This window comes from Bacillus sp. FSL W8-0848 (assembly GCF_038007805.1).
Classification (GTDB): Bacteria; Bacillota; Bacilli; order Bacillales; family Bacillaceae; genus Bacillus; species Bacillus glycinifermentans.
This window is the reverse complement of the sequence record NZ_JBBOYB010000001.1, coordinates 579,019-604,845: the sequence shown is the minus strand read 5'-3', so window position 1 is coordinate 604,845 and position 25,827 is coordinate 579,019. Positions and strand designations below refer to the sequence as shown.

Genomic DNA, 25,827 nt, shown 5'->3' with positions numbered 1-25,827 from the left:
TTCCTATGCGTTAGCTATATTACATTTCCGCTAACAATTTCTTAAGTTCTTCGCCCATTCTCGCCCAGCCATATGTCGCACCTTTAAACGCTTGATCTTCTTTTTCGAATCCTGTTTGTTCAAGATGTAGGCAGGTTGTTCCATCCTCGTGCTTTAATGTCCATGTGACTGTCGTGTTTATCCCGCCGCCTGCCCAAGTATAAGATAACTTGTAAGGCTCGTCTACTTCAAGAACTTCAGAGTCAATAACTAAATTCCACTGTTCATTCCGGAACTGAAATTTATGTCCGACGACAGGCTTAAAATCATTAGGCATGATCCATTTTGCAAGCGTATTTGCATCCGTTAAGGCATGCCATACTTTCTCGATCGGGCTCTTATAATGAAAATCTTGTGATACCGTTAAACTCATTTTTTTTGTTCCTCCTGTAGTATTTGGTCTAAAAGCAACATTCTTTCGCTCCAGAATTTCCTGTAAAACGATACCCACTCCTCAATTTCTTTCAATGGGGCAGCATTCAGCCGATAGCGCGTTTCTCTGCCGGCCTTTCTGCTGATGACGAGACCTGCATCTTTAAGGATTGCCAAATGCTTCGAAACAGCAGTACGGCCCATGTCAAAATGAACGGTCAGCTCTTTGAGTGGCAATTCTTCCGCGTCAGCCAACAAACGCAGCAATTTGCGTCTTGTTGGGTCAGCGACAGCTCCATAAATATCGCGCTCTTGATTGTTCTCGTTCAAAATCCTCCTCCCCTTAATTGGACACCAATTGGTGTCTTGATTATAGGACACTAATCGGTGTCATGTCAAATTTATTTTTGACATGACGGTATTGTTTTTATTCTCCTATCATCAATTTGATCAATAGATTAAGGGGTGAAGGTTATGCAACAATAAAAGAAAGGCTTGGATATGCTTCTGTAAAGACGACAATAGATGTTTAAAGAGAACGTTTAAATGAGTAAAAAAATATGAAAGCAAAATAAAAAATACCAAGGGATTGTAAATCCCTGGTATTGCAATGATATCGCCGAGAGACTTGAATTATTGGCACGTGAATCCCAACCAGCCATTCTATCAAAACCTTCTATTGCGGCACACAAACTTTTCTTTTTTATTCTCGAAACTGAGGAAATGTGTTAACATATGCAATAAATGGATACAGAGAACGTCTTGATTATGAAAGGGGTTTGCATCATGAAGCAAAAAATTCCATCAGAGAATGTTGCTATAAAAATCAATGATTGGTATTCGATGATACGCCGAAACCAAGTCACAGATGCAGAATTTATTAAAGCCGAAATTCAACAAGAGCTTGAAGAAATGGAAGAAAATCAAACAGTATTGTTGTATTACTCTTTAATTGATTTCCGTCACAATCTCATGTTAAAAGACATGAAGCCAAACGACGCAATAGACATCTCTGATTCATTATCGAGTATTGAAACCAAGAAAGAGGACATGCAAAACACACAAGTTGATGAAATGATCCACTACTACTATTGGTTTTTTAAAGGGATGTACGAATTTAAGCAGCACAATTTCAATACGGCCATAACCTGTTACAAAATCGCCGAAAAAAAATTGGCATCAGTTGACAGCGAAGAAGAAAAAGCCGAGTTTTATTATAAGCTATCGGAAATTTATTATCACCTTAGACAAAACTACATATCCATGAATTATGCCACAATGGCGCTCGATACATTCAAAGCTCATGAGACCTTGATAGAAAAAGAAATATATTGTTACTTCGTGATAGCCGGAAATCAAGTTGATACCATGAAATATAAAGACGCCTTAACAACCTTGCAATCCGCTTTACTTGAAGCAAAGAAAACGGATAGTAACCTCTTGTTAGCGTCGGCTTATTTTAATTTGGGGAACTGTTATTTTTATTTGAAGCAATTTTCTGAATCATATGAACATATATTAAAGTCTTTATCAATATTTAAAAAAGAAAATTCCCGATATATCCCTAAAGCTTTATTTCAGCTCATGTATGTCTGTTTAAAACAAGAAAATTATACAGAGGCCCTAAACCTTTATGAACAAGGTATTGAACAAGCCAGGTCTGTCAATGACAAATCCCATGAAGCCCAGCTTAACATATTGAGAAAAATCTATCTTGATCATGATTCTGCAGAGGAGGAATTCAAATATCTTGAAGATAAAGGCCTGTATGCAGATGTTGAGGAATTGGCTTTCGACGCGGCAGAATATTATAATAAAATTGGTAAACTTGACGAATCAGTCCAATTTTACCGAAAAACGATTCAGGCAATGCATATGAATAAAAAGGGGAGTTGATTTTTATGAAAAACAAAATTCTACTCGGTATTGCTTTATTCTCTTTGGCCGCATCAACAGCGATTTCGGCTAAATTTGCTACCCCCTCCGACTCTTACCAAATCGCCGGAAGAATGATTACATCATCGATCAATGAATTTCAAACCTCCGGAAGAATGATTACATCGTCAATAAACGATTTTCAAACATCCGGAAGAATGATTACATCGTCAATAAACGATTTTCAAACATCCGGAAGAATGATTACATCGTCAATAAACGATTTTCAAACATCCGGAAGAATGATTACATCGTAATAAACGACTTTCAAACATCTGAAAAGCAATCACTTAAAAAAGCAGGCATATGCCTGCTTTTAAATGTTGTATAAAAAACTGAAGCTGAATATCGAGCAAAAGATGATAAAGAATGAAAAATAAAATGGTGGAGCCAAGAAAAGCATTTAAGGCTGTTGCTTTTCTGATAAACGAGCAAACAATATCAAAAGCATTTTATCACCATCATGTTGGTGTCGCTGATCAATGGAAGGCCTTTTTCCTCTAAATTTGATAAACCTTCTCACCTTGTTTTATGATTACTGTCAACTTGACAGGGACAGTTCAAAAAAATCAACTATATTATTATGGTTTAACTTCTTTATTTCCGCCAATTAATAAGGTTACTGCAACACTTGTTATACTGACTAAAGTTCCTGCAATAGAAACAAGAATCGTCAAAAAGCCATTGGGAATTAGAAATCCAATTGGAATTAGCACCATAAAAGTTAAAACTATAAAACATTGATATACTCCGGATATGATTCTTACAACCAAGTTGCCAAAAAAGGACATGGCTAATGGAGGGATGAATAGAAATACAACTATTCCAATCGATATCATTAAGATAATAGGCTCATCAAATGAAACGGCATGATCTCCAAAGGAATTTTTCGCAGCCGCCAGTACAACAAATATAGACATAATCAGTGTAAGAAAAACAAGAGAAAACCTTTTTAACATCGTTATGCTCCTTTTTCATAAATGTACCTAAAAACGGGTACCCTGCCTATTTTCAATTTTCATCACCGTTTTTTATTGTTTAATGAAAGAATATGCAGTCAAATGGCAGCTATGGGTAATATTTTCACCACTTACCATTAAAGCATAACATATACAGATTAGTAAATAACCGCATTAAATTCCGAATAGCCAGCATAGAGCAAGCTTTCTCCCATAGCCGCATTTTCTGCATAAAAAAATAATACCAAAGGTGGTTAACCCTTGGTATTATTAGGATGCGGCCGAGAGGACTTGAACCTCCACGGGTTATTCACCCACTAGGCCCTCAACCTAGCGCGTCTGCCATTCCGCCACGACCGCATGATGAAGTTGTAAAGTGCGGGTGAAGGGACTCGAACCCCCACGCCGTAAAGACACTAGATCCTAAGTCTAGCGCGTCTGCCAATTCCGCCACACCCGCTTATGTGACATGGTGAGCCATGAAGGACTCGAACCTTCGACCCTCTGATTAAAAGTCAGATGCTCTACCAACTGAGCTAATGGCTCATATATGGCTGGGCTAGCTGGATTCGAACCAACGAATGACGGAGTCAAAGTCCGTTGCCTTACCGCTTGGCTATAGCCCAACAGATATGAGAAATGACCCGTACGGGATTCGAACCCGTGTTACCGCCGTGAAAGGGCGGTGTCTTAACCACTTGACCAACGGGCCATATGTGTATTCAGCGTCATATTCTTCAATGGCGGAGAAGGAGGGATTTGAACCCTCGCGCCGCTTACGCGACCTACACCCTTAGCAGGGGCGCCTCTTCAGCCACTTGAGTACTTCTCCATATGGCTCCACAGGCAGGATTCGAACCTGCGACCGATCGGTTAACAGCCGATAGCTCTACCACTGAGCTACTGTGGAATGACCAGACTCATTTTATTATAAATATGACGACAAATTGTGTCAAGAAAAACATTTTGTTTCACTGCCTGTCTTGCGACGGCTTTTATAATTTATCATATACAAGCCTGATCAGTCAACCCTTTTTTATCATTTCTTTTATTTTCCCTCCGCATTTGCCGCAAACATATCGGTTTGTGTCCATGGAACGCTTTCTTAAAAAGGTTTGGCCGCACGATGTGCACATGTATGTGCGCACGTTTCTCGTTTGTTTTTTCGCGCTCAGCGGCGTGCAAAATCTCGGAGCGCCGACTTCCTTTAAGAGCGCTCTGAAATCTTTGTCGCGGTGCCTGTAGCCTTTTCCTTCAAGGTGAAGGTGGTAATGGCACAGCTCGTGCTTGATGATGCCTTCAAGCTCTTTTTGGCCGTGCTCTGCCAAATATTTTTTGTTCAGCTCGATATCGTGGGAGTTGAGCAAATATCTGCCTCCTGTCGTTTTCAGGCGGCTGTTGAAGTAGGCCCGGTGCCGGAATGGCTTTTTAAAATACGTCATGGAAATCTGTTCGGTCAGCTGCTGTACTTGATGATCGTCCACTCTTTGTCTTCACCTCATTTTTAAAAATATCGAACGGGACAAAATCCCGCCCGCATAAGCTAATATCATCAGAGCCTTTAGGAGGGATTGTCAATGCCGAATTGGCTCAAAAACCAGATGCAAAAAGCCTTTTATGAAAAAGATCATTATCAGATTAAATTGCTGAATCAATGCTGGTATTTTTACAGAAAAAAACACTGCTAAAGGAGCAGTGCTATTTTTCTTTTACCATCGATAATGACACCCTTCCTTTTGCCGCATCTGCATGCTCCACCCAAACCGTGACAATGTCGCCGACCGATACGACGTCAAGGGGATGCTTGACGAAAGAGCTGCTGAGCTTTGAAATGTGCACGAGCCCGTCTTGTTTGACGCCGATGTCGACGAAGGCGCCGAAGTCCACGACATTGCGGACCGTTCCCTGGAGTTCCATGCCTTCTTTTAAATCCTCCAGCTTGAGCACGTCGGTTTTCAGGAGAGGCTTTGGCACTTCATCCCTCGGATCGCGCTCAGGCCTTGTCAGCTGGTCGCAGATGTCTTTCAGCGTGATGTCGCCGATCGCTAACTCTTTGGCGGTTTGCGATATATTCAGTTCTTTTAGTTTGGCCCGGAGCTCGGCAGACCCGATCTGGTCTGTTGACAGGTTCAGCTTTTTCAAAAGCTCTCTCGTTTCTTTGTAGCTTTCCGGATGGATGCCGGTGCGGTCGAGCGCTTCTTCGCCGTCAGGCACCCTTAAAAAGCCGATGCACTGCTCATACGTTTTCGCGCCGAGCCGCGGGATGTCTTTTAATTCTTTCCGGCTTGTGAATTTTCCGATTTCCTCCCGTTTTTTGACGATATTGCCCGCGACCGATTTGGTCAGTCCAGCTACATATTGCAAAAGCGCCGCAGACGCCGTGTTGACGTTGACGCCGACCTTGTTGACGACGGTTTCGACGACAAAGCTGAGGGAGTCGTTTAATTTTTTCTGGCTGACATCGTGCTGATACTGGCCGACGCCGACCGATTTCGGATCGATTTTGACAAGCTCGGCCAGCGGGTCTTGAAGCCTGCGCGCGATTGAAACAGCGCTGCGTTCTTCAACCTGCAGATCCGGAAATTCCTCTCTCGCCAGTTCTGAGGCGGAATAAACGCTTGCCCCGGCTTCGTTGACGATTAGATAGTATACCTGTCTGTCGATATCTTTCAAAAGATCGGCGATAAACTGCTCCGTTTCCCGTGAAGCTGTGCCGTTTCCGATGGCGATGACTTCAATGCCGAATGCTTCGATGATGCTTTTCACTTTTTCGGCGGCTGCCGCCTTCTTGTTGACCGGGGGGTGCGGATAAATGACGTCGATTTTCAGGACCTTCCCCGTCTCATCGACGACCGCCAGCTTGCATCCTGTACGGAATGCCGGATCGACGCCGAGGACGAGCTTGCCTTTCATCGGCGGCTGAAGCAGCAGCTTGCGCAGATTCTCGGCAAAAATGTGAATCGCCTGATCTTCCGCTTTCTCTGTCAGCTCTTTTCTGATGTCCCTTTCGATCGACGGCTGGATCAGACGCTTGTATCCGTCTTCGATCGCATCCTTTATCACGTCTTTCGCCGTCGTTTGCTTCTGTTTGAGGATTTGTTTTTCCAAATAAGCTTGAATGCGGTCGGCCGGCGGTTCGATCGCTACCTTTAATATCCCCTCTTTTTCGCCTCTGTTGACGGCGAGCACGCGATGGGGAACGATTTTCTGGATCGGCTCTTCATATTCGTAGTACATTTCGTAAATTTTCTTTTCGTCTGCTTCCGCATCTTTGACTTCTGATTTCAAGGTTCCTTTTTTAAAGGTCTCCTGGCGGATCCATCTTCTGAATTCCGGTTCGTCGGAGATGCGTTCGGCGAGAATGTTTTTCGATCCTTCAAGCGCTTCTTCCGCGCTGAACACCTCTTTTTCCTCGTTTATGTATCGCTCTGCTTCTGCCGAAATGTCTTTGTTCTCTGGAAGAGAGATGATGAAATCAGCGAGCGGTTCAAGCCCTTTGCTTTTGGCGACAGTTGCCTTCGTTTTTCTTTTTTGTTTATAAGGGCGGTATAAGTCTTCGACCTCTTGCAGCTTTGCCGCCTTCTCGATTTTGAGCTTTAATTCATCCGTCAGCTTGTCCTGCTCGTCAATCAGGCGGATCACTTCTTCCTTCCGCTGATTCAGATGCTGAATATATCCCCAGCGCCCGGAAATCGTTTGAATTTGCACTTCATCCATGGAACCCGTTTGTTCCTTGCGGTATCTCGCGATAAAAGGAACGGTGTTACCGTCCTCCAATAATTGAATGACATTGCCGATATGTTTGGACGTCAGCCCGGTTTCTTTTGCGATTTGTTTGACGATTAACGCTAAAGTATCCATTGTAGCCTCCATAAGAGTATTGTCTTCTTAGTGTACCAAAAGATTTTAAAAAACACCTATACCAAACGGACAGCTTTTCAGCTAGAAAAGCTGTCCGATGATATAGGTTAAATCGTCATTTCCGAGTTTTGTATACGCCTCAATCTGATTTGAGATGTCTTCAGGCGTGAAGTGGTTTTTCAGATAGGTGCGCAGAGACGGAACGGAAAGTCCGTCTGAATGAATGATAAACCGTGAGCCTTTTTCATACGGATATGTGTATGTTTTATATGTTTGCGGTTTTCCTGATAAGTACCCCGTAACGGGAAGAGGGTAAATATATTTGTCTGAAGGAGCGTACAAAATAAAGCGGATATTGCCGACAGAGCTGTAGACGATGGTTCTCGTTTTAAAATCTGCTTTTAAAATCGAGACGGTCGCCCCCCGCTTTTGCTTGAGCGCCTGATTGCAGCGTTCCATCAAGCTTGCAACGTCTTCATCGCTGTACGCTTTGACAATATCGCTGATCGCTGAAGAGGATTCGCGGGCCATTTGGCCGCTGCCGAGTCCGTCGGCCAGTGCGCATATCATGCCGCCGTCCGTCGCATTGAAATAAAAGCTGTCTCCGCAAACCGTTTTTCCTTCTTTGGGAAGCTGATAAACGAGCGCTTGAATATGTTCATTCGATTCGGTCCAGATCATTGCCTGATCTCCATATACGGATCTTCCGCCAAGGCCTCCCTCAGCCGTTTAACGGCTTTCCGCTGCAGTCTTGATACGTGCATCTGCGATATTCCCAAAATGTCACCGGTTTCTTTTTGGCTTTTGTTTTGGATGTATGTCAGCTCAATGATCTGTTTTTCGCGGTCTGACAGGACGTGCAGGACGCTTTCGAGCGTCAACTTCTGGTTCACCTTCTCATAGCCTTCTTCCTTGGAGCCGACAATATCGAGGATTGTCACCGTGCTGCCGTCTGCATCAGCTTCAATGCTGTGGTCTACGGACAGCGCCTGATAGCTTTTGCCCATTTCCATCGTTTCAAGCACTTCCTCTTCTGACACGTCAAGAAAGGAAGCGATCTCGTCGACCCTCGGAGAACGCTGGTTTTCCGCTGTTAATTGATCGACGGCCATTTTAATCCTAGGCCCCAATTCCTTGATCCTTCTCGGCACATGGACGCTCCACGTTTTATCGCGGAGAAACCGCTTGATTTCCCCGATAATGGTCGGAATGGCGAAGGCTTCAAACGATTTTCCCACATCGGGATCATAGCGCTTGATGGCTCCGAGCAGCCCGAGCATTCCGACCTGGCAGAGATCTTCATGAAAGCTTTTGCCTTTCGAATATTTTTTGGCCAGCGTTTCGACCAGGCTGCTGTATGACTCGACAAGGGCAAGCTGGGCTTTTTCATCCCCGTTGTCCTGATAATCTTTAATCAGACGGTCCACTTCATCTTTAGTTAGTTTCGTAGTTTTGGACGGTTGTGCCATCATCAACTCGCTCCCTGTTTAAGAACTTTGTCATTGATACAGTCACGCCTGAGTCAATCTGCACATTCACTTCATCCATCAGCGTCTCCATTAAATATAAGCCGAGCCCTCCTTCTGACAATTGATCTACCGTGTGCTCCGGGGAATACGGTCCAAGCCCCTTCTGTTTATCCTGTATGTCAAAACTGTCGCCCTGATCTGCGACTACGATTTCGAGGCGGTCACTAAACACGCCGAACCTGACGGATACCTCTCCGGTTTTATCCGCTTTATAGGCATGCTGGACGGCGTTCGTGCAGGCTTCGCTGACGGCGATTTTCAAATCTTCAATATCATCATATGAATACCCCATCTTGCTTGCGATTCCCGACAGGGTTAAACGGATGATTCCCACATATTCCGGTTTGGCAGGTGACTTCATTTCAATGTAATCAGCTGCTCTCTGCATTATAATCCACCCTCTGACTTTCCAGAAATATCGATAATGTCCTTTAAACCTGTAATGTCGAACAGACGGATCAAACGGTCGGACAGATTTTCAAGCAATAAAGAGCCTCCCGTTTTGTTTACCGTTTTATATACCGCTACAAATACACCCAGTCCCGTGCTGTCCATATACGAAACATCCTGCAGGCACACTTTGAGATCCCTTCCCTCTTCAGCGAGCGGCATCAGCTGTTCGCGCAGTGCAGGGGCAGAGTGTACATCTATTTCTCCAGCTACTTTTACCTCTATCACACGGTCATTTTTTTTCGTATCGACTGCCAAATTCACAATATCACCTCTGGTTCTCATTAATCGCTATTGCTTTATTACCCGGCTAAGAAAGGGGCTAAACCTTTCTTTTTAAAACAATGAAGGTGAAATCGTCATGGAGCTGAAAGTCCTGCAGCTTTAGCAGGCTTTCGTAAATATTCTCAGCCATTTGCTGTGCGGGCTCTTCCATATGTACGGAGATGAGGTTTTGGAGGTCTGACCGTTCCAAAAATCCGGCATCTGTTCTGCATTCTGTCACTCCATCAGAAAACAGAATAATCATATCCCCGATGTCCAGCCTTTGCTCGTATTGTTCATATTCATAATCCGATGAAATGCCGAGAACGAGCCCTTTTCCTTTTAGATCGTGGAATTTGTCTTCTTTGCCGTTATAATAAAAGCCCGGCTCATGACCGGCCGATGCGAATGTAAACAGATGTTTTTTCAAGTGGTAGTTTCCGTAGAACATCGTAATAAACATGCTCGGGTCCACGTTTTGTTCGACAACCCGGTTCAGGCTTTTCAGAACTTGTGAAGGGTTTGTTCCAGAATCCGGCAAAGAGTCCATCGCATACTTGATCATCGACATGCATAAGGCGGCCGGTATCCCTTTTCCGATCACATCCGCAATCGCGATATTGATGGATTCCTTATCACGGACGAAGTGATAATAATCGCCGCTCATTTGCTTCGCCGGAACGCTGATCGCCCCGATGTCAAGCGCTTCGTCTTTCGGTATCGTAGTTTCAAGGAGCGTCTGCTGCACATTGGCGGCAATTTCGATTTCCGATTTGATTTCCTGCTGAATGCCCCGCAGTGTCTGATGTTCTTGATAGGCCAAGCCGTAACCAATCATTACTTCAATTAAGAAGTCGAGCGAATGGAATACATCATCCGGAAGGTCCGGATATAGTTCAGACAGAACTTTTCGGTGTATGCTGATAATCTCCTCCGGCGGCACTTGATGCTCGATCGTTTTTCTGCTGAATTTCTGCCCTTGATAAAGGGACGTCTCGGTTAATTCAGATATATAACGGCTAAGCAGCTGACGATAGCGCTGCTCGATCACTTCCCTGAAATCCATTCCTTCCCTCCTATCGAAGCCACTTAACGGCTTGTATATCCGTTCCCTTGTCAGCGTCTGAGCTCAATTCGAATTGATCCATCAGACGCCTTACACCAGGCAGGCCGGCTCCGAGACCGCCTGAGGTTGAAAAACCGTCTTCCATCACTTTGCGGATGTCGGCTATTCCCGGACCTTCATCCTTGGCAGTGATTTTCAACCCTTTTTTACCCCTTTCATCGACCTCTTCGATACAGATTTGGCCTTTCCCGGCATATAAATAGATATTCCGGGCCAGCTCTGAAATGGCCGTCGTGATTCTGGCCTGATCGACTGTGCCGAATCCCAGTTGTTTCGCGACATTTCGCCCGAGCTGTCTGGCAGCCACAATATCCCATTCTGTCAAAATCTTTACACAGGACTGGTCTTTCATACCTATTCCCCCAATTCCCGCTGCAATCTCTCGAGCCCTTTTTCGAGATCGAGGGCTGTCTCGATCTCGTCCAATGAAATGCCGAGTTCAATCAATGTCACGGCAACGGCCGGCTGTATGCCAGTCAGGACGACTTTTGCCCCCATTAATTTTGACATTGTAATGACATCGCCGAGTACTTTGGCGATAAATGAATCGATGATATCCACAGAGGTCAGATCGATCACCACTCCGTTCGATCCGGTTTCATAAATTTTATTGAGCAAATCCTCTTGAAAATTGAGAGCGGTCTGGTCATCGAGCTCTACCTGAATGGATACCAGTAAACAATTGTAAAGTTTCAAAATCGGAATTTTAGGCACTCTCAACGTTATTCCTCCAATGAAACGATTTTTCGGTCTGTCATTTCCAACGCGGTTTGAATTCCTTTTTGCAGGGTATTTTTCGTAATAACCTGAGTTAAATCAATGCCTAAATTCACAATCGTCTGCGCGATTTCCGGGCGGATCCCTACAAGCAGGCATTTTGCGCCCACCAGTCTGACGGCTTCTGATGCCTGTATGATGTGGTGTGCAACCATCGTATCGACGACAGGGACTCCCGTAATATCGATTAACACCACTTCAGAACGATGTTTGACGACGCCGTTTAACAGGTTTTCCATAATCTTTTTGGCGCGCTCGGTATCGATCGTTCCGACGAGAGGCATCACCGTAATGTTTTCAAAAACCGGGATCAGCGGCGCGGAAAGCTCCTGAAGCGCAACCTTTTGCATGGCGACGGTTTTTTCCCAAGAAATCGCATACTGATTTAAAATCTCGCTGTTGATCGGATCAATAAATTTGTCAATTTCCCATATGAGATCATAACACTGCTGATCTTCGGGACGATCCTTGTTCATGGCGTAGTAGAGCTGCTTCCAAAACGCTGATAAACCTGAAGAAAGAAGCTTTAAAGGAACGCCGATTTGTACCGCTTTGGAAGAAAACTGATAAATATTGTCGACATTCTCATCTTCAGCTTTCAAACCATTCATTAAAATTTGAATATATTCGTTGCTAATTTCATGATACATCTGTCCGGTGAGCTTCGCGTTCGATAATTTGCCGTTCAGGTCTCTCAAAATGACCGCAAAGCTTTCGGCAAGCTCATTTTGATGCTCTGAAATATACGATAATACTAATTCATTCGACACGTTTATCCCCCCAAGTACATACAGTAACAATTTTTGGACTAACATTTTCATTATATCGTTTGTCAATTTTGAACACAAAAAAAGTTGCTCTATCCTCATGAGCAACTTTGTTCCATATTTAAAAATCGATTAGTGCCAAACTGATTTGTAAGGCTTCGTTAACCTTTTCCATCATTTCATCATCGAGATGGGTGATTTTGTCCGTTAATCTTTGCTTATCAATCGTCCGGATTTGTTCGAGCAATATAACGGAATCTCTTTCAAAACCATAGCGTTTCGCATCAATTTCGACGTGGGTAGGTAATTTTGCTTTCTGTATTTGGGCTGTTATGGCTGCAACAATAGCAGTTGGGCTGAAGCGATTGCCGATGTTGTTTTGAATCACTAAAACCGGGCGCACCCCGCCTTGTTCTGAGCCAACAACAGGAGATAGATCAGCAAAATAAACATCGCCGCGTTTAACAATCAAATGATTATCCTCCGCTTACTAAGCGCTCTACTGTGTTTTCAGCCTCATACTCTGCAAATTGTGCCTCTGAGGAGATGTTTAAATTGATTTTTGCCATCTCCATATAACCGCGTCTCATCGATTCCCGAATTTGTCGATTTTTGCGTTCACGTAAATACATTTTTGTGGCTTGGTAGATCAGTTCATTTCGGCTCCCGTTATCTTGCATGACGACACCATCCAGTTCTGATACTAAAGCTTCTGGCAAGCGAATCATAATTTCAGTTGTAGCGCTGGATTCAGACAAAAACATACACCTCCACGAAACTTACGGATACAACATTTTATCCATTCCAAACATAATCATATCATTAATCTTTCCGCAAGCAAAGCTGTTTTTCAGCTTATCGTTTATTTACGGTAAAATCGGATTCCTTATTTCCATTATACTCCCATTTTCCAAAAACATACGGGGGACCCTTGAACTTATCATACAGGTAATTTCATAATTAATCGTCTGCAGTTTTCGGGCGATTTCGTCGACTGAAATCGATTCGTCATTCTGCTTTCCGATTAAGGTTACTTTTGTGCCGACCGGATATTCCTCGCGAAGGGAGATCATAAACTGGTCCATGCAGATTCTTCCGGCGATTTTTTGCCTTTTTCCGTCGATCAGCACTTCGCTTCCGGCAAGGCGGCGGAGCCAGCCGTCCGCATAGCCGACAGGGACGGTGCCGATCCACTCATCATGCTCGGCCGTATACGTCGCACCGTAGCTGACGCTTTCCCCTTTGGCGATTTTTTTCACATGGACGAGCTCTGTATGGAGCGAAAGCACTTCCTTCAGCGGAAACGGAAGCTCGTCCTTAATCTCGGGTGACGGCGACATGCCGTACATGCTGACGCCGAAACGAACCGCGTTAAAGAGCTGCTTCTCAAAGCGCATGCCAGCGGCGCTGTTTGACGAATGCACCATCAGCCGGTCGAGCGGAAGCGGTTTGATCAGTTTCTTAAAGCGGTCAAGCTGCATGTTGAAATAATCCGTATCCTTTTCGTCCGCTGTCGCAAAATGGGTGAAGACGCCGCAGCAGTTCACCTTGCCGGACGATTCGGCCATTTCCATCATTTCTTTTATTTCATCTTCATTTCTGCAGCCGAGCCGTCCCATGCCCGTGTCGATTTTCAAGTGAAAATCGAGCGGTTCACCGATATCGCCGATCAAACGAAGCACTTCTTTCAGCCAGTCAACCGAATAGCCGGTGACGGTAATACGCCGTTTTGCGGCAATGCCGGCATACTCCGGAGGCACCGCTCCGAGCACGAGGATCGGTGCGTCTATCCCTTGCTCTCTTAATGAAATCGCTTCATCCAAAAAGGCCACGGCCAGAATCGACGCACCTTCTGCAAGAGCCGCCTTCGCCACTTGGGCGTCCCCATGGCCGTAGGCATTCGCTTTGACGACCGCCATCAGGTGAACATCCTCGCCGATATGGCGCTTCATATTCCGCACATTTTCCTTTAAGGCCGTTAAGTCGATTTCAGCCCATGTCTTTCGATAGAATGGTTTTAAGCTCATACTGACACTTCCTGTTCCTTGTTTCGACTAAGTCTTTCCCCATCATACTAAAAATGCGGCAGAAAGGGAAATGCTGCCTTGTTTTAGACGAGGCAGGCAGGGCAAAAGTTTCTGGTATTATATCCAATTTGAGGAGAATATAAAACAGCCCGTTCCCCGCATATCGGAAAACAGGCTGCTTGAAATGACAAGGCTATTTTGATGATTGGCCCTGCATGCTCTTTGCGACCATCAGGAGTTCATCTTGGGAAAGATCGTCTGATGAGATGTAATAATCGACTCCATCATATGTCCAGGACAACGATTTTTCCGAGAGCGCGCCGACCGTAAATCCGAGGTCGACCGGCTCGCCGTTCATGGAGACCGATGTTGCCGTTTTGGCGACGCGGGCTTTTTCCTGAATCAGCGTAAACGATTTTTCGCCGCCGTATGTGATGACGATTCTTTTGCCGTCGTCGGTGGCCATTTCTTTTTCTTCAAGCTTTTTCACGCCTTGAGGGACATCGAGCGGCGTCTTGACTGCAAACGTGTCAGACGGTTCGGTGCTAGTCGCTACATCGATTTGCGACAGCGTCATGTTTTTCTTTTCGTCGAACGAGCTTTTGTCTAAAGGCTTATCAAATTCAAAGCTTTCAAACTCAACCTTGACCATGGCTTTCCTGTCCGTATCCATCACTTTTACAGATTGAGGGGCCATATTTTTTTTATGAAATACGATTTCCTGCATCGGCAGCATCTGGTTATGCTGATAGTTTGTTTTCGTTTCGAAAATATACTTTGAATCCTTCGCTTTAAAGGATGCTTCTCCATCGCTTTTAATGTCTTTCACAAGCGATTCAAACAAATACACCTGGCTGCTGTTGTTGGGCCAATCGCTGTGAAAACGGAAGCTTTTATTCAGGGACGGTGTCAGAACAAATACGCCGTTTTCATTGCGCAAAATCACCTGGCTCTGGTCTTTTTTAGGGTTTTCTAAATAAACCCTGTAAAAGGAAGGTTTTTTGTGCCAGATTTCCACGTTGTACTCTTGCGGCTCATTTCCCGTTTGAATCGTCATTTTTGCTTTTGCTTTATAGGACGTGTATTCTTTTGCCTTCTTGTCGAGCCCCCTGACAACATCTTCTTGCGATTTTTGGCCGCAGGCAGAAAGCATTAAGACGACAAGCAGCCCCGTTAAAAGCAAAACAAAGCTTTTTCTCACCTTTTTCAACCCCTTTTTAATCATTGATGTAAAAAGGAAGAAACCGCTTGTTCGACTTTAACGGTACGCCTAGAACAGGGGCCGGCTGAATCGGCATGCGTACCATAAAAGCCTGCAACGACTTGTCTCCCTTATTGCACTACCCAATATATGAGGGAGGCGGGAACAATATGCAGACTAGCATGACAACCTTTCAATTCATTTTTTGCCGCGTACTATTTAACAAGATGCTGTCATAAACGTGTTACTATATATGTACGAGATCATTGTAAAGGGGCTTTTGACGAAAGCATGTTTATCAGAACGGAAGATTTCCAGACGTTTATCAGGCTCTATCCGGTTACAACCGCGATATTGGCCCTTCAGCTTGTCATATGGTGTCTTTTTTTAATCCCGCTTCCGACCGTGCAGATGTGGTCCGATTTGACGATAGGTTTTAACTGGGGAATCGCCGAAGGAGAGTGGTGGCGGCTTGTCACTCCGATCTTTATTCATGCGGGATTTTCCCACCTTCTCTTTAATTCGATGTCGCTCTTTTTATTCGCACCCGCGCTTGAGCGGATGATGGGGACGCTTCGGTTTCTCGCCGTCTATATCGGCTCTGGCGTGATCGGGAATATCGGCACGTACTTCATCGAACCGCCGGAATATACGCATGTCGGGGCTTCAGGGGCGATCTTCGGCCTGTTCGGCGTATATTTGTACATCGTCCTCTTTCGAAAGGGGCTCATGGACAGGGCGAATTCGCAGATTATCGTGACCATTCTCGCGATTTCGGTTTTGATGACATTCATCAACTACAATATCAACATCATGGCGCATATTTTCGGTCTTTTGGGCGGCTTGGCGCTTTCTCCGCCGCTTCTCAAAAAAAAGAGTGACGGTTTTTAGCCGTTCACTCTTTTTTCATAAGAATACCATTCAAAAATATCTTCCGAATCTTTCTCATCTGCATCCTTTACGGAAAACTTCTCAAGCAGCACGTTGGATTTTGTGACCGTATGGATGCTCACAAGCTTTTTCCTGCGCTGAAAATACGAGCGGCTCACCTCGTAAACCTGCATGCGCCTCCGCTGTATGACCGCTGTCGTCTTGCCGATGAACCTGGAGGACATGATCAGCTTTTCGCCGCTTATTTTCCAGCCGGCATCCCGATATGACAAGTACCCGATGATCCAGAAAAACGGGATGAGCAAAATGGACAAATACCCCCACGGCGGCAAAAAAACCGAGAGCGGGATCACGGCCAACAGCGGCCAGGAAGCGCGGAACATATAGCGTCTTAAAGCGCGTTTCGGCAGACGGTTCAGCCCTTCTTCGGGAACATATTCGGGTACGAATTGTTCGAGCCGTTTCCTCAATGTTTTCTTGCTTGCGATCGGAAATAAAACGGTGGACTTGTCCTCTTCGGAAACGGTTCCGCCCGCGCTTACGATCGTGACGGAGACGAAGCCGAGCGGCTGCCTGATCAGGCTTTCTTTTATTTTCACAGCCTGGATTCGATGGAGCGGGATCGTCATTTGGTGCTTTTCAATCAGACCCCTGGAAATGATGATTTCGTTGTTTTTCCGTACAACCTTAAAATCGGTATACTTCAGCATCATCCCGATGACGCTGAGCAGCCATGCGATGAAAAGGGCGGCAAAGATGACGAAGGCGATGACAGTCGCTCCGGCTTTATTTAGAAAGGAAAATTTGTCATACAGCCAGTTCAGGTTGACAATCTCATCAAGCTGGGTATAGATGGCAAATATCCCCGAAATAATAACGCCTATTCCGCTTGAAGTGGAAGCAGCGGCCAAGAGCTCCTTTCCGCTCATTTCGTATGTCATGTCCACAGGCTCTTTTTCATCAGCCTTCCCGGCGCTTTCTTCCTCAAGATCAGCCGGCTCGCCTTCAACAGCATTGATTTCCTGCTTTCTCTCAAAGAGTGCCTGCTTGATGTTTTCCGCTTCAGTCTGGGAAATGGCCGAAAGGATGACCTCAGCTTCTTTTCCGCCTCCGGCCGTTTCGACCTGGAGTTTGACAAGCCTGAAAATTTGCTGGATGATGCCGGCGCTTGTGTTGACCGTTTGAATGCGCTCGATCGGAATGTACCTTTTTTTCTTCGTTATTAGGCCTTCCTCTACCCGCAGTTCATCCTCTTCAATCCGATAGGTGAATTTTCTCCATTTGATAATGCTGCTTGCGACAAGGAAAATGAAAATCAGGCCGACTGCGGCGGACGCTATGATCGTCACCGTATGATTTTTATTCAAAAAGAAGGCGACGCCGAACGGAATGATATAGTTTTTAACTGTTTCGACCAGCCCTGCAAAGAAGTTCAGTATCATTGCCGCGGGATGCAGACGTTTCGGCTCAGACATCATCTTCAGTCACCCTGGCGAGCCTCGAGATGAAATCTCTGAGCTGATCCGCTTCTTCCACATCAAGGGCCGGGATTGAATGGGTCGTGGCGGCGGTTGAAATCTGCACAGATGCCAGATTGTATTTCCTTAATAGCGGCCCCTGTGATGTATCGACATGCTGCACCCTGACCATCGGAACGATCACACGGGTGACGACAAAGATGCCGTGCTGGATATCGATTTCATTTTCGTGAACTTCATAGCGCCAGATCCGGTGGCGGATGTTCGGTATGATAAAAATGATAAAGACGGAAATCCCCAGCCAAACGGCTGCCCCCGCTATCCCGATCCAAATCGGCCATTTAAAGATCACGGTTACCGCAAACAGTCCGGCAGCAATCAGAAACAGGACAAACGATGTGATGCCGGCGCTGATTTTCCATACCTTCACGCCGTTACGGCTGATTTGATTTTTTGGCTCTCTTCTCAACATTAGATTCCCCCAATCCTATGTTCTATTTACGACTTCGCCGCCGAAAATGTTTCATTTTTTAAAAAAGGCGAATCCGTAAAAAAGGATTCGCCTTTTGATTATGAATTATAGGATTTTTTTTGGCGTCTGTCATTTGAAGAACGCTTTTTATCATAGGAAGAACGGTTGTTCTTTCCTCTGTATCCGCCGCCGTCTCTCCGCTTTGATGAACGGTGGTGGCTTTTATGCCGCTTCGTTCTGAGGGGCGCTTCTTCTGTCAAACGGACAGGCGTATCATCCGGCTCTTTTGTCATCATTTTGATGGCAGCCGCTACGACCGTTACTGCATCACGGTCTTCCAGCAGTTCAGCCGCTGCAGACATATAGAAGTTCAGGTTGTTTTCTTCCATGATCGTCCGGATGCGGTCAACGGTTACCTGCTGCTGTCCTTCGATAGCCTCGTCAAGAGTCGGCGGTTTCATCCGGTCCATTTTGCGTTTTGTCGTTTGTTCGATGGCACGCAGCATATCCTTCTCACGCGGTGTAATGAATGTCATCGCCATTCCCGTTTTGCCCGCGCGGCCCGTTCTTCCGATACGGTGAACGTAGCTTTCAGGATCTTGGGGAACATCAAAGTTATAAACGTGCGTAACTCCGGAAATATCCAGACCGCGGGCAGCAACGTCTGTTGCGACAAGCACTTCGATTGCGCCTTGCTTGAATTTGCGGAGGGCTACCATCCGCTTCGCCTGTGTCAAATCTCCGTGAATTCCTTCAGCCGTATAGCCGCGCAGGTTCAGCGCTTCCGTCAGCTCATCAACGCGGCGCTTCGTACGGCCGAAGACGATCGCAAGCTCAGGAGACTGGATGTCGAGAAGACGTGTCAGCGTATCAAATTTTTTGCGTTCATGCACTTCCAGATAGAATTGCTGAATGTTTGAAACCGTCATTTCCTTCGCTTTTACTTTAATATGCTCCGGATTGTTCATAAAGCGTTCGGCGATCCGCTTAATCGGCGCCGGCATCGTTGCAGAAAACAGCAATGTCTGGTGATCTTCCGGTACATTGGAAAGAATCGATTCGATATCTTCGATGAATCCCATGTTCAGCATTTCGTCCGCTTCATCAAGCACAACGGTATTGACCGTTTGCAGACGCATCGTGCGGCGGTTGATATGGTCGATCAGACGGCCTGGAGTTCCGACGATAATGTGGGGATTTTTCTTGAGCGCGCGAATTTGGCGGCCGATATCCTGGCCTCCGTAAATCGGAAGAACTCGAGCGCGTTTATCCTGTCCGATTTTATATAGCTCTTCAGAAACTTGAATGGCTAATTCACGAGTAGGTGCGATAACAATGGCTTGAATGTTAGGAGACTCGGGGTTGATTTTCTCAACAAGAGGAATGCCAAATGCAGCCGTTTTTCCTGTTCCCGTTTGTGCTTGTCCGATGACATCTTTATTTGCAAGTCCAAGCGGTATCGTTTGCGCCTGAATCGGTGTTGCTTCTTCAAATCCCATGCGTTTAATCGCTTTTGTGAGATCTGAACTTAATTGAAAATCTTGAAACGTTATAGTCAATGTATTCAAACTCCTTCTGCTTACTGTTTCAGTAATGTCGTGTTTCATCAATAAAAACTGCCCTTTATATAAAGGACAGGTTCATACTTATACAAAGCCCGAATTACTTTACATGTTATATTACCATTACGATATGTGTTTTTCAATAAGGCGGACATAAGGGATGCGCTCCCCTCGACCCGTTTTTATCAAGCCGGTGATGCAGCATCATATGTAGCATCCGGCAAATTTACTGTTTCCCGCCGCGGACCGTCTTTCCATCCGCCTTTTACACATTGTAACACAGGCTTTAAAGGGTTTCGACAGTGCGCGTTTATTTTTTTCTTGATCATCCAAGCCCTGCATGTTTATTTTTCCCAATATGTCATGATTTATTTACAGAATCTCCGGATTCTCTTTTCAGAAACGCCTCGACCGTCCGAAAAAGAAATTCGGGGTTTTCCTCAAGACAGATATGGTGGCTGACATCAGGCAGCAGGCAAAGCTCTTTTTCTTTGGAGGGAATCGTTTCGTATAAATAATAGGCGCTTGATAACGGCACGATGGAATCGCGTTCTCCTTGAACGATGAGGACGGGAATATGAAGTTTTTTCAAACCGGGTTTCGTGGCTTTGACGAGCTTGCGGAATTGGAGAGTGGAGGAAACCGGCGTGCTTGTCAGCTTCCGCTTGTATCTTTTGTAAAGCAGATTATCCTCCAGCCTGCCATGAAATGAATCTTTTATCACGCTTTTCAAATCCTGAATCAGCTGTCCGGGACTGATATATTGGGCAGCCGCACTTAAAAGGACAAGGCGGCTGACCGGGTATTTTCCCGCCAAATAAGCAGCGATCATGCCGCCCATCGAAAAACCGATGACATATACGACTTCGCATTCTTTTAGAAGGCGGACGAGTTCGACTTCCGCGCAGGCAATCCATTCCTGAAAACAGACGCCCTTTAAAACCGGCGTTTCCCCGTGCCCCGGAAGCGTGATCATCTCGATCTTCCAATCGCACGTTTTCTTCAAATACGCGGCAAGCGGTTCGATTTCGTACGGAGCTCCCGTAAAACCATGAATGCATAAACACCCGATCATGACCTTTCACCCGTTTTCTTTTTTGGTATACCGTAAAAAACGATCAAGCTTTTAGTCCTGCAAATCTTTGATAACGTCCTCGAGCTTCATTCCTCTTGATGCTTTCACAAGGATGACATCTCCGGCATTCGCTTTTTCTTTCAGTTCCCGTGTCAGGCTGTCTTTATCACCGGGGCTGAAGTGAAAGACTCTGTTTTCCGGAAAATGTTGAAGCGCCCCTTTTGCAATATATTCACCGAGTTCTCCGTATGCAAATACATACTCGATCACATCCGGATCGATCGATTGCCCGATGTCTTCGTGAAAGGCTTTTTCATGTTCTCCAAGCTCAAGCATGTCGCCGAGAACGAGCAGTTTTTTGCCGTATCCGTCAAGCTGTTCGACGAGCTCGATCGCCGCCTTCATGGACGTCGGGCTCGCGTTGTAGGCATCGTTGATCACGGCAAGGCCGTCCTGCGTTTTCACAAGCTCAAGCCTCATTCCCGTTACTTTCAGCGTTTTCAGGCCCTCGGCGATGTTTGCGCGGCTGACGTTTAATAGATCGCCCGCTGCAATGGCGGCCAAGGCATTCTTGACATTATGCTTTCCGAGGACAGGGATAAAAAATCCGGTGCTGATCCCTTTGACGCGGAAAGATGCGCCTTCTTCCGTCTGCCTTGCGTCCTCAAGCTGATAATCGGCGCCAGGACCTTCTCCGAACGTTTTGGTATGGTATGGCGGATGAACGATTTTTTCAGACAGAAGAGGTTCATCCCCGATATAAATGAGCGTGCCGTCTTTTGAAAGGCCGTTGACAATTTCGAGCTTCGCTTCGGCAATCCCTTCTCTTGAGCCGAGTTCAAGCAGATGCGATTCGCCGATATTCGTAATAACGGCAATATCCGGACGGGCAAGGCGGGTGAGAAAATCGATTTCCCCTTTTGCGCTCATTCCCATTTCAAGCACGGCGATATCGGTATCTTCCGGCATCGCAAGAATCGTAAGCGGCATGCCGATATGGTTGTTATAGTTTCCTTCTGTTTTGTGCACATTGTATTCGGTATTTAAAACGGCGTGGATCATGTCCTTTGTCGTCGTTTTCCCGTTTGATCCGGTCACGCCGATCACTTGAACATCGAGCTGATCGCGGTAAGTTTTAGCGAGTCTTTGCAGGGCTTCCAGCGTGTCATCGACAATGATGACCGCTCGTCCTTCCGGCGGATTCGGCTCATTCCGATTCCACAGAACGGCAGACACGCCGGCCTGAAAAGCCTGTTCTGCAAAAGCGTGCCCGTTGAACCGCTCGCCTGCAAGCGGAATAAATAATTGTTCTTTTTTTAGTGCTCTGGAATCTGTTGACACGCCTTTGACCAGCCGTTCGCCGAACGCTTCTTCCAGAAGTGTGCCTCCCGCCATCTCGGCGATTTCTTTTACCGTTCTCTTTATCATATGTTTTCCCTCTCTTTCTCCAGCAAGGAAAAGAGACACTATCCGCAAAAAAGATAGTGTCTTGTGCCCCTCGCCGGGATAATCTCGCGGCTTTTCAGCCTGCGTTGTTAAAATGTATATTTAATCTGCTGTTTTTCTTTATGCCGCTCAATCGCTAAATCGACGAGCTTTTCGATCAGGTCGGGATATTCGACTCCAGACTCCTTCCACAGAAGAGGAAACATGCTAAACGGCGTAAATCCGGGCATTGTGTTGACCTCATTGATCAGAATCTTTCCTTCATTCGTCAAGAAAAAGTCCGCCCTGACAAGGCCTGAACCGTCAATCGCCTGAAAAGCCCTGACCGCCATGCTGCTCATCGTGTCGTATTCGTCTTCTGATAAAGAAGCAGGAATAATCAAATCGGTATCTCCGTCTTCATATTTTGCTTTGTAGTCATAAAAGTCCTTTTTCGGAGCGATTTCGCCCGCCACCGAACATGCCGGTTCATCATTGCCAAGAACGCCGATTTCGATTTCGCGGCCGATGACGCCTTCTTCGACGACGATCTTGCGGTCATATTGGAAAGCCAGTTCAAAAGCATGATCGAGCTCTTCGCGGTTCCGGCACTTGCTGATTCCGACGCTTGAACCGAGGTTTGCCGGCTTGACAAAGCACGGATACCCAAGCTCCGCCTCCACTTTTTCATAGCTTTCTTCTTTCGCTTCATTCCATGTTTTTTTCACAAAAGACACATATTTCGCCTGATCCAGACCCGCTTGGGCAAACAGGTGCTTCATGACGACTTTATCCATTCCCGCGGAAGAAGCTAAAACCCCGTTTCCGACATAAGGAACGTTTAACAATTCCAGCATGCCCTGAATCGTGCCGTCTTCTCCGTTCGGCCCGTGCAGAAGCGGAAATACGACGTCAATCGCTTCTTCATCTGTGCCTGACTGTCCAGGGAACATGTCGCGGTTCAGCGCTGCCGGAGAAAATGTCCGCCCCGCCTGTTCAAATTGAAGCATTTTCACATTTGAAACGGGCTCTGTCAGCTGAGGGCCTCTCACCCACTCGCCTTTTTCTGTAATGTAAATCGGATGTATATCAAACTTTTCTGTATCTAACGCTTTCGTAACGGCTAATGCAGTTTGCAGGGACACGTTATGCTCCGCAGATTTTCCGCCGTATACCAATCCTAATCTTGTCTTCAATTCGTACTCCCCCCACTGGATTCATCTTTACTATCTTATCACTTTCCCGGGAAAATGATCTAATGATTTTAGAGCAGCCTGAAAAAAGCATTTATATGTAATTCCATCTCATTTTATATTAAAATGGCATTGAAAAGGAGAGATGGCAATTGAAAAAAATCACTACTGAAGCACAATTTAATGAACTCATCCAATCCGATAAAGAAATCATCGTCAAATTTTACGCAGACTGGTGCCCCGACTGCACCCGCATGAATATGTTTATCGGGGACATTCTTGACGCCTACAAGGACAACGAATGGTATGAACTGAACAGAGACGACCTTCCGGAGCTTGCAGATCAATATCAGGTTATGGGCATTCCAAGCCTTTTGATTTTCAAAAACGGAGAAAAAACCGGCCATCTTCACAGTGCCAATGCCAAAACACCTGAAGAAGTGACTGAATTTCTATCAGAACATATAAGTTAATTCGTTTCATGGCTGCTTTTTATGTCTTTTGGCATGGACAAATTCTGAGTCCATGCCTTACTGCTATCATATAAAAGACGGATCCGGACCTGTATTTGTTTCGACAAATAGTATTTCCCGGGAAACATTAGATGTCAAAAAAGTGCTTGATTCGATCATTAAATTCGGGTAGAATGTGTTTTGTTCCTATTTTGCAATTATTTTTTCTAGTTGTATGAAGCCCTTGTCGGCTTCTTTTTTTGTGTGTTTAATTGGATAATAATTCATATTATGGTTTTTTGTTCAATATTCTTTAGAGGGTGACGCTTTACACGGCGCAAACTGGTTTTGTATAATATAATTAATTGATAATGATTATCAATATCAAATAGAATTCTGTGTGAGGTGAAGATATGTGCCCCCACAAATGGAAGAAAGAAAAATGCAGCTGATACAGCGGTTCATTCAGCTTGGCATATACAAAAAAGAAGAACGCCATCTTTACGAGTTGTCTTTGAACGAGCTTGAAAGCGAATACGAATCCATTAAGCTTAGAAAGGCGGACTACCATGTCAAAACGGAAGATTAAAACCTATCATCAGCTTGTCGAAGAATATAAAAAAGAAATCACCCGAAGCGAGAAGGAAATGGATATGATTTACGACCGCATCGACCGCAAGCATGAGAACAGGCTGCTTTCCGTTGCTAAAGAAAAGCGGTCATAACATTAAGCCGGACGTTTGTCCGGCTTTTCTAGTTTTCGCCAAACGCAATTCCTGCAAGCTTGGCGATTGTTGCGTCATCCATCGGCGGGTTGTGAAGCCCGGCTCTGACGTCGCGGTAATACCGCTGAAGCGGATTGTTTCCTGAAAGACTTTTCGCTCCGACGACCCGCATCGCTTTGTCGACAACAGCGATCGCTGTATTTGTGACTGCGTGTTTGACGGCCCCGAGCTCTCCGCCTAAAAGGCCGCGGCGTTTTGGATCATCATAAATGCCGGCGACATTGTACAAGAAATGGCGGGCTTTCATCAGCTCCAAATCGATTTCCCCGATATGCCGCTGAACAGCCGGCACGTCTTTGATCGGCCCTTTCAAACTGTTTGGCGAGTAGGCATTTGCAAAATCAACGGCATAATCCCGCGCCGCTTGAGCGATTCCGAGATAGACAGCCGGTATATGCAAAAGCCAGCCGTTGATTTTATCCGTCCGTTTCCCTGTTTGAAGCTCCACAAGCATTGAGTCGTCAAGGCGGACATCTTTCAGCACAAGATCGTGGCTTCCCGTTCCCCTCATCGCGATCATATCCCACGTTTCCTCAATTGACACGCCGTCTGCGTCCTTATGAATCAAAAAGACGCCTATCGCCTGCTTTTCTTCGATCCAAGCGGTGACAAGAAAATAATCAAGAACAGGGGACATCGTCGTAAAGGTTTTTCGTCCGTTTACGATCCAGCCGCCCTCATGTCTAGCGGCATTCGTACCCGGGCGTCCGCCTCTCGTCGGACTGCCGGTCTGCGCTTCACTGGCCGCCCTGTTGATCAGCGCTCCCTTCAGCGCTTCTTGTGACACTTTCTTAAACACTTCTGGATCCCAGCTGTTTCCTTCAGCCAATTCACCCATGACGCTCAAATGCCAGCCGATGCTGAGAGCGGTCGGTCCGTCTCCCTTTGCCAGCCTTTCCTGAAACAAAAGCATGTCATACAGCGAAATGCCTTCACCGCCAAGTTTTTTCGCAACGGTCAGCGCTGTATACCCGGATTCTCGCAATTGCCGGATATTGTCTTCCGGAAAAAGAGCATGTTCATCATAATAAGCGGCCGTTTTCGCAAATTCATCAGCCAGTTTTCCAATCTTACTGAGCCATTCCTGCTGTTTTTCGTTTTTTACAAATAGTGTGCACACACGGCAACCTCCTGACATTATTCCGATCAATTTAATATGATTATAGTTTGAGAAAAGCCGACCTTGC

32 protein-coding genes and 7 tRNA genes are annotated in these 25,827 nt (G+C 45.7%); 8 read left to right on the top strand and 31 right to left on the bottom strand.

Annotated features, from left to right (window positions below; all coding sequences use genetic code 11):
* Positions 1-19 precede the first annotated feature (19 nt).
* Together NSQ39_RS03130 and NSQ39_RS03125 are read right to left on the bottom strand one after the other, a co-directional pair.
* On the bottom strand, positions 20-412 hold the full coding sequence (locus tag NSQ39_RS03130) for an SRPBCC family protein (protein WP_175077225.1): 393 nt from the start codon (positions 410-412) through the stop codon (positions 20-22).
* Positions 409-741: an ArsR/SmtB family transcription factor gene (locus NSQ39_RS03125; protein ID WP_046132186.1), complete on the bottom strand. Its 333-nt coding sequence runs from the start codon at positions 739-741 to the stop codon at positions 409-411. The genes NSQ39_RS03130 and NSQ39_RS03125 overlap by 4 nt, the downstream gene beginning before the upstream one ends.
* 456 nt (positions 742-1,197) lie before the next feature.
* Here NSQ39_RS03125 and NSQ39_RS03120 point away from each other — a divergent pair, with 456 nt between their 5' ends.
* From NSQ39_RS03120 to NSQ39_RS03110, 3 genes are all read left to right on the top strand, one after another.
* Positions 1,198-2,307 carry a Rap family tetratricopeptide repeat protein gene (locus tag NSQ39_RS03120; RefSeq protein WP_175077224.1) on the top strand — a complete coding sequence of 370 codons (1,110 nt, stop codon included), beginning with the start codon at positions 1,198-1,200 and terminating at the stop codon, positions 2,305-2,307.
* 5 nt (positions 2,308-2,312) lie between these two features.
* The gene (locus NSQ39_RS03115) at positions 2,313-2,603 is read left to right on the top strand and encodes a hypothetical protein (RefSeq protein WP_341014160.1); all 291 of its coding nucleotides are present in this window, start codon (positions 2,313-2,315) and stop codon (positions 2,601-2,603) included.
* A gap of 112 nt (positions 2,604-2,715) precedes the next feature.
* Positions 2,716-2,850 (top strand): hypothetical protein, encoded by a 135-nt coding sequence (locus NSQ39_RS03110; protein WP_272901904.1) that lies wholly within the window; start codon positions 2,716-2,718, stop codon positions 2,848-2,850.
* Positions 2,851-2,927: 77 nt separating this feature from the next.
* Here NSQ39_RS03110 and NSQ39_RS03105 read toward each other — a convergent pair whose 3' ends face one another.
* From NSQ39_RS03105 to NSQ39_RS03065, 9 genes are all read right to left on the bottom strand, one after another.
* On the bottom strand, positions 2,928-3,305 hold the full coding sequence (locus tag NSQ39_RS03105; protein ID WP_175077223.1) for a hypothetical protein: 378 nt from the start codon (positions 3,303-3,305) through the stop codon (positions 2,928-2,930).
* Positions 3,306-3,581: 276 nt separating this feature from the next.
* A tRNA-Leu gene (locus tag NSQ39_RS03100) sits at positions 3,582-3,665 on the bottom strand.
* A 17-nt stretch (positions 3,666-3,682) separates the two neighbouring features.
* A tRNA-Leu gene (locus NSQ39_RS03095) sits at positions 3,683-3,765 on the bottom strand.
* A 10-nt stretch (positions 3,766-3,775) separates the two neighbouring features.
* Positions 3,776-3,851 (bottom strand) — tRNA-Lys (locus NSQ39_RS03090).
* 5 nt (positions 3,852-3,856) lie between these two features.
* Positions 3,857-3,931 (bottom strand) — tRNA-Gln (locus NSQ39_RS03085).
* Positions 3,932-3,945: 14 nt separating this feature from the next.
* Positions 3,946-4,017, bottom strand: a tRNA-Glu gene (locus NSQ39_RS03080).
* A gap of 29 nt (positions 4,018-4,046) precedes the next feature.
* Positions 4,047-4,137, bottom strand: a tRNA-Ser gene (locus NSQ39_RS03075).
* 3 nt (positions 4,138-4,140) lie between these two features.
* Positions 4,141-4,215 (bottom strand) — tRNA-Asn (locus tag NSQ39_RS03070).
* 115 nt (positions 4,216-4,330) lie between these two features.
* On the bottom strand, positions 4,331-4,789 hold the full coding sequence (locus NSQ39_RS03065; RefSeq protein ID WP_046132190.1) for a SprT family protein: 459 nt from the start codon (positions 4,787-4,789) through the stop codon (positions 4,331-4,333).
* Between the two features lie 93 nt (positions 4,790-4,882).
* On the opposite strand from NSQ39_RS03065, the gene cmpA reads away from it, so the two are divergent.
* Positions 4,883-4,993 carry a cortex morphogenetic protein CmpA gene (cmpA, locus tag NSQ39_RS03060; RefSeq protein ID WP_006638790.1) on the top strand — a complete coding sequence of 37 codons (111 nt, stop codon included), beginning with the start codon at positions 4,883-4,885 and terminating at the stop codon, positions 4,991-4,993.
* Between the two features lie 10 nt (positions 4,994-5,003).
* Here the strand turns inward: cmpA and NSQ39_RS03055 are convergent, their stop codons facing one another.
* The 13 genes from NSQ39_RS03055 to NSQ39_RS02995 all read right to left on the bottom strand — a co-directional run bounded on the left by NSQ39_RS03055 (position 5,004) and on the right by NSQ39_RS02995 (position 15,316).
* On the bottom strand, positions 5,004-7,166 hold the full coding sequence (locus NSQ39_RS03055; protein ID WP_175077520.1) for a Tex family protein: 2,163 nt from the start codon (positions 7,164-7,166) through the stop codon (positions 5,004-5,006).
* Positions 7,167-7,247: 81 nt separating this feature from the next.
* Positions 7,248-7,847, bottom strand: a complete 600-nt coding sequence (locus tag NSQ39_RS03050; RefSeq protein ID WP_046132192.1) for a PP2C family serine/threonine-protein phosphatase — start codon at positions 7,845-7,847, stop codon at positions 7,248-7,250.
* Positions 7,844-8,635, bottom strand: a complete 792-nt coding sequence (gene sigB, locus NSQ39_RS03045) for an RNA polymerase sigma factor SigB (protein WP_046132218.1) — start codon at positions 8,633-8,635, stop codon at positions 7,844-7,846. Before sigB ends, NSQ39_RS03050 begins: the two co-directional genes overlap by 4 nt.
* On the bottom strand, positions 8,601-9,083 hold the full coding sequence (rsbW, locus tag NSQ39_RS03040) for an anti-sigma B factor RsbW (protein WP_046132193.1): 483 nt from the start codon (positions 9,081-9,083) through the stop codon (positions 8,601-8,603). Before rsbW ends, sigB begins: the two co-directional genes overlap by 35 nt.
* On the bottom strand, positions 9,083-9,409 hold the full coding sequence (locus tag NSQ39_RS03035; protein WP_046132194.1) for an anti-sigma factor antagonist: 327 nt from the start codon (positions 9,407-9,409) through the stop codon (positions 9,083-9,085). The genes rsbW and NSQ39_RS03035 overlap by 1 nt, the downstream gene beginning before the upstream one ends.
* A gap of 58 nt (positions 9,410-9,467) precedes the next feature.
* Positions 9,468-10,475, bottom strand: coding sequence for a PP2C family protein-serine/threonine phosphatase (locus tag NSQ39_RS03030; RefSeq protein WP_175077521.1), 1,008 nt, complete (start codon positions 10,473-10,475; stop codon positions 9,468-9,470).
* 10 nt (positions 10,476-10,485) lie between these two features.
* Positions 10,486-10,887, bottom strand: a complete 402-nt coding sequence (locus tag NSQ39_RS03025) for an anti-sigma regulatory factor (protein WP_046132196.1) — start codon at positions 10,885-10,887, stop codon at positions 10,486-10,488.
* Positions 10,888-10,889: 2 nt separating this feature from the next.
* Positions 10,890-11,255: an STAS domain-containing protein gene (locus tag NSQ39_RS03020; protein WP_046132197.1), complete on the bottom strand. Its 366-nt coding sequence runs from the start codon at positions 11,253-11,255 to the stop codon at positions 10,890-10,892.
* A gap of 2 nt (positions 11,256-11,257) precedes the next feature.
* The gene (locus NSQ39_RS03015) at positions 11,258-12,082 is read right to left on the bottom strand and encodes an RsbT co-antagonist protein RsbRA (protein WP_046132198.1); all 825 of its coding nucleotides are present in this window, start codon (positions 12,080-12,082) and stop codon (positions 11,258-11,260) included.
* Between the two features lie 118 nt (positions 12,083-12,200).
* Positions 12,201-12,551, bottom strand: coding sequence for a type II toxin-antitoxin system endoribonuclease NdoA (gene ndoA / locus NSQ39_RS03010; protein WP_003179128.1), 351 nt, complete (start codon positions 12,549-12,551; stop codon positions 12,201-12,203).
* A 4-nt stretch (positions 12,552-12,555) separates the two neighbouring features.
* Positions 12,556-12,837: a CopG family ribbon-helix-helix protein gene (locus NSQ39_RS03005; RefSeq protein WP_026585993.1), complete on the bottom strand. Its 282-nt coding sequence runs from the start codon at positions 12,835-12,837 to the stop codon at positions 12,556-12,558.
* Between the two features lie 108 nt (positions 12,838-12,945).
* Positions 12,946-14,106, bottom strand: a complete 1,161-nt coding sequence (alr, locus tag NSQ39_RS03000) for an alanine racemase (protein WP_175077522.1) — start codon at positions 14,104-14,106, stop codon at positions 12,946-12,948.
* Between the two features lie 193 nt (positions 14,107-14,299).
* Complete coding sequence (locus NSQ39_RS02995; RefSeq protein ID WP_096892205.1) at positions 14,300-15,316, bottom strand: LolA family protein; 1,017 nt, start codon at positions 15,314-15,316, stop codon at positions 14,300-14,302.
* A gap of 282 nt (positions 15,317-15,598) precedes the next feature.
* Between NSQ39_RS02995 and NSQ39_RS02990 the strand changes: the two genes are divergently transcribed.
* Positions 15,599-16,198, top strand: a complete 600-nt coding sequence (locus NSQ39_RS02990; RefSeq protein ID WP_175077523.1) for a rhomboid family intramembrane serine protease — start codon at positions 15,599-15,601, stop codon at positions 16,196-16,198.
* On the opposite strand, the gene NSQ39_RS02985 is transcribed toward NSQ39_RS02990, so the two are convergent.
* The 6 genes from NSQ39_RS02985 to NSQ39_RS02960 all read right to left on the bottom strand — a co-directional run bounded on the left by NSQ39_RS02985 (position 16,195) and on the right by NSQ39_RS02960 (position 23,406).
* Positions 16,195-17,676 carry a PH domain-containing protein gene (locus NSQ39_RS02985; RefSeq protein ID WP_175077524.1) on the bottom strand — a complete coding sequence of 494 codons (1,482 nt, stop codon included), beginning with the start codon at positions 17,674-17,676 and terminating at the stop codon, positions 16,195-16,197. The two genes, NSQ39_RS02990 and NSQ39_RS02985, sit on opposite strands and share 4 nt — an antisense overlap.
* Positions 17,666-18,145 carry a PH domain-containing protein gene (locus NSQ39_RS02980; protein ID WP_046132219.1) on the bottom strand — a complete coding sequence of 160 codons (480 nt, stop codon included), beginning with the start codon at positions 18,143-18,145 and terminating at the stop codon, positions 17,666-17,668. The genes NSQ39_RS02985 and NSQ39_RS02980 overlap by 11 nt, the downstream gene beginning before the upstream one ends.
* Positions 18,146-18,246: 101 nt before the next feature.
* Positions 18,247-19,707, bottom strand: coding sequence for a degradosome RNA helicase CshA (gene cshA, locus NSQ39_RS02975; protein ID WP_046132203.1), 1,461 nt, complete (start codon positions 19,705-19,707; stop codon positions 18,247-18,249).
* Between the two features lie 364 nt (positions 19,708-20,071).
* On the bottom strand, positions 20,072-20,785 hold the full coding sequence (locus NSQ39_RS02970; protein ID WP_175077525.1) for an alpha/beta hydrolase: 714 nt from the start codon (positions 20,783-20,785) through the stop codon (positions 20,072-20,074).
* Between the two features lie 51 nt (positions 20,786-20,836).
* Positions 20,837-22,213, bottom strand: coding sequence for a UDP-N-acetylmuramoyl-tripeptide--D-alanyl-D-alanine ligase (locus tag NSQ39_RS02965; RefSeq protein ID WP_046132204.1), 1,377 nt, complete (start codon positions 22,211-22,213; stop codon positions 20,837-20,839).
* A 107-nt stretch (positions 22,214-22,320) separates the two neighbouring features.
* Positions 22,321-23,406, bottom strand: coding sequence for a D-alanine--D-alanine ligase (locus NSQ39_RS02960; RefSeq protein WP_046132205.1), 1,086 nt, complete (start codon positions 23,404-23,406; stop codon positions 22,321-22,323).
* Between the two features lie 149 nt (positions 23,407-23,555).
* Here NSQ39_RS02960 and NSQ39_RS02955 point away from each other — a divergent pair, with 149 nt between their 5' ends.
* From NSQ39_RS02955 to fbpB, 3 genes are all read left to right on the top strand, one after another.
* Complete coding sequence (locus tag NSQ39_RS02955; RefSeq protein WP_046132206.1) at positions 23,556-23,876, top strand: thioredoxin family protein; 321 nt, start codon at positions 23,556-23,558, stop codon at positions 23,874-23,876.
* A gap of 406 nt (positions 23,877-24,282) precedes the next feature.
* Positions 24,283-24,444, top strand: a complete 162-nt coding sequence (locus tag NSQ39_RS02950; RefSeq protein WP_175077526.1) for a Fur-regulated basic protein FbpA — start codon at positions 24,283-24,285, stop codon at positions 24,442-24,444.
* Entirely contained in the window at positions 24,425-24,580 is a 156-nt protein-coding gene (fbpB, locus tag NSQ39_RS02945) for a Fur-regulated basic protein FbpB (RefSeq protein WP_046132208.1), read from the top strand. The genes NSQ39_RS02950 and fbpB overlap by 20 nt, the downstream gene beginning before the upstream one ends.
* A 28-nt stretch (positions 24,581-24,608) precedes the next feature.
* Here fbpB and NSQ39_RS02940 read toward each other — a convergent pair whose 3' ends face one another.
* Positions 24,609-25,778: an acyl-CoA dehydrogenase family protein gene (locus NSQ39_RS02940; protein ID WP_202049498.1), complete on the bottom strand. Its 1,170-nt coding sequence runs from the start codon at positions 25,776-25,778 to the stop codon at positions 24,609-24,611.
* Positions 25,779-25,827: the final 49 nt, after the last annotated feature.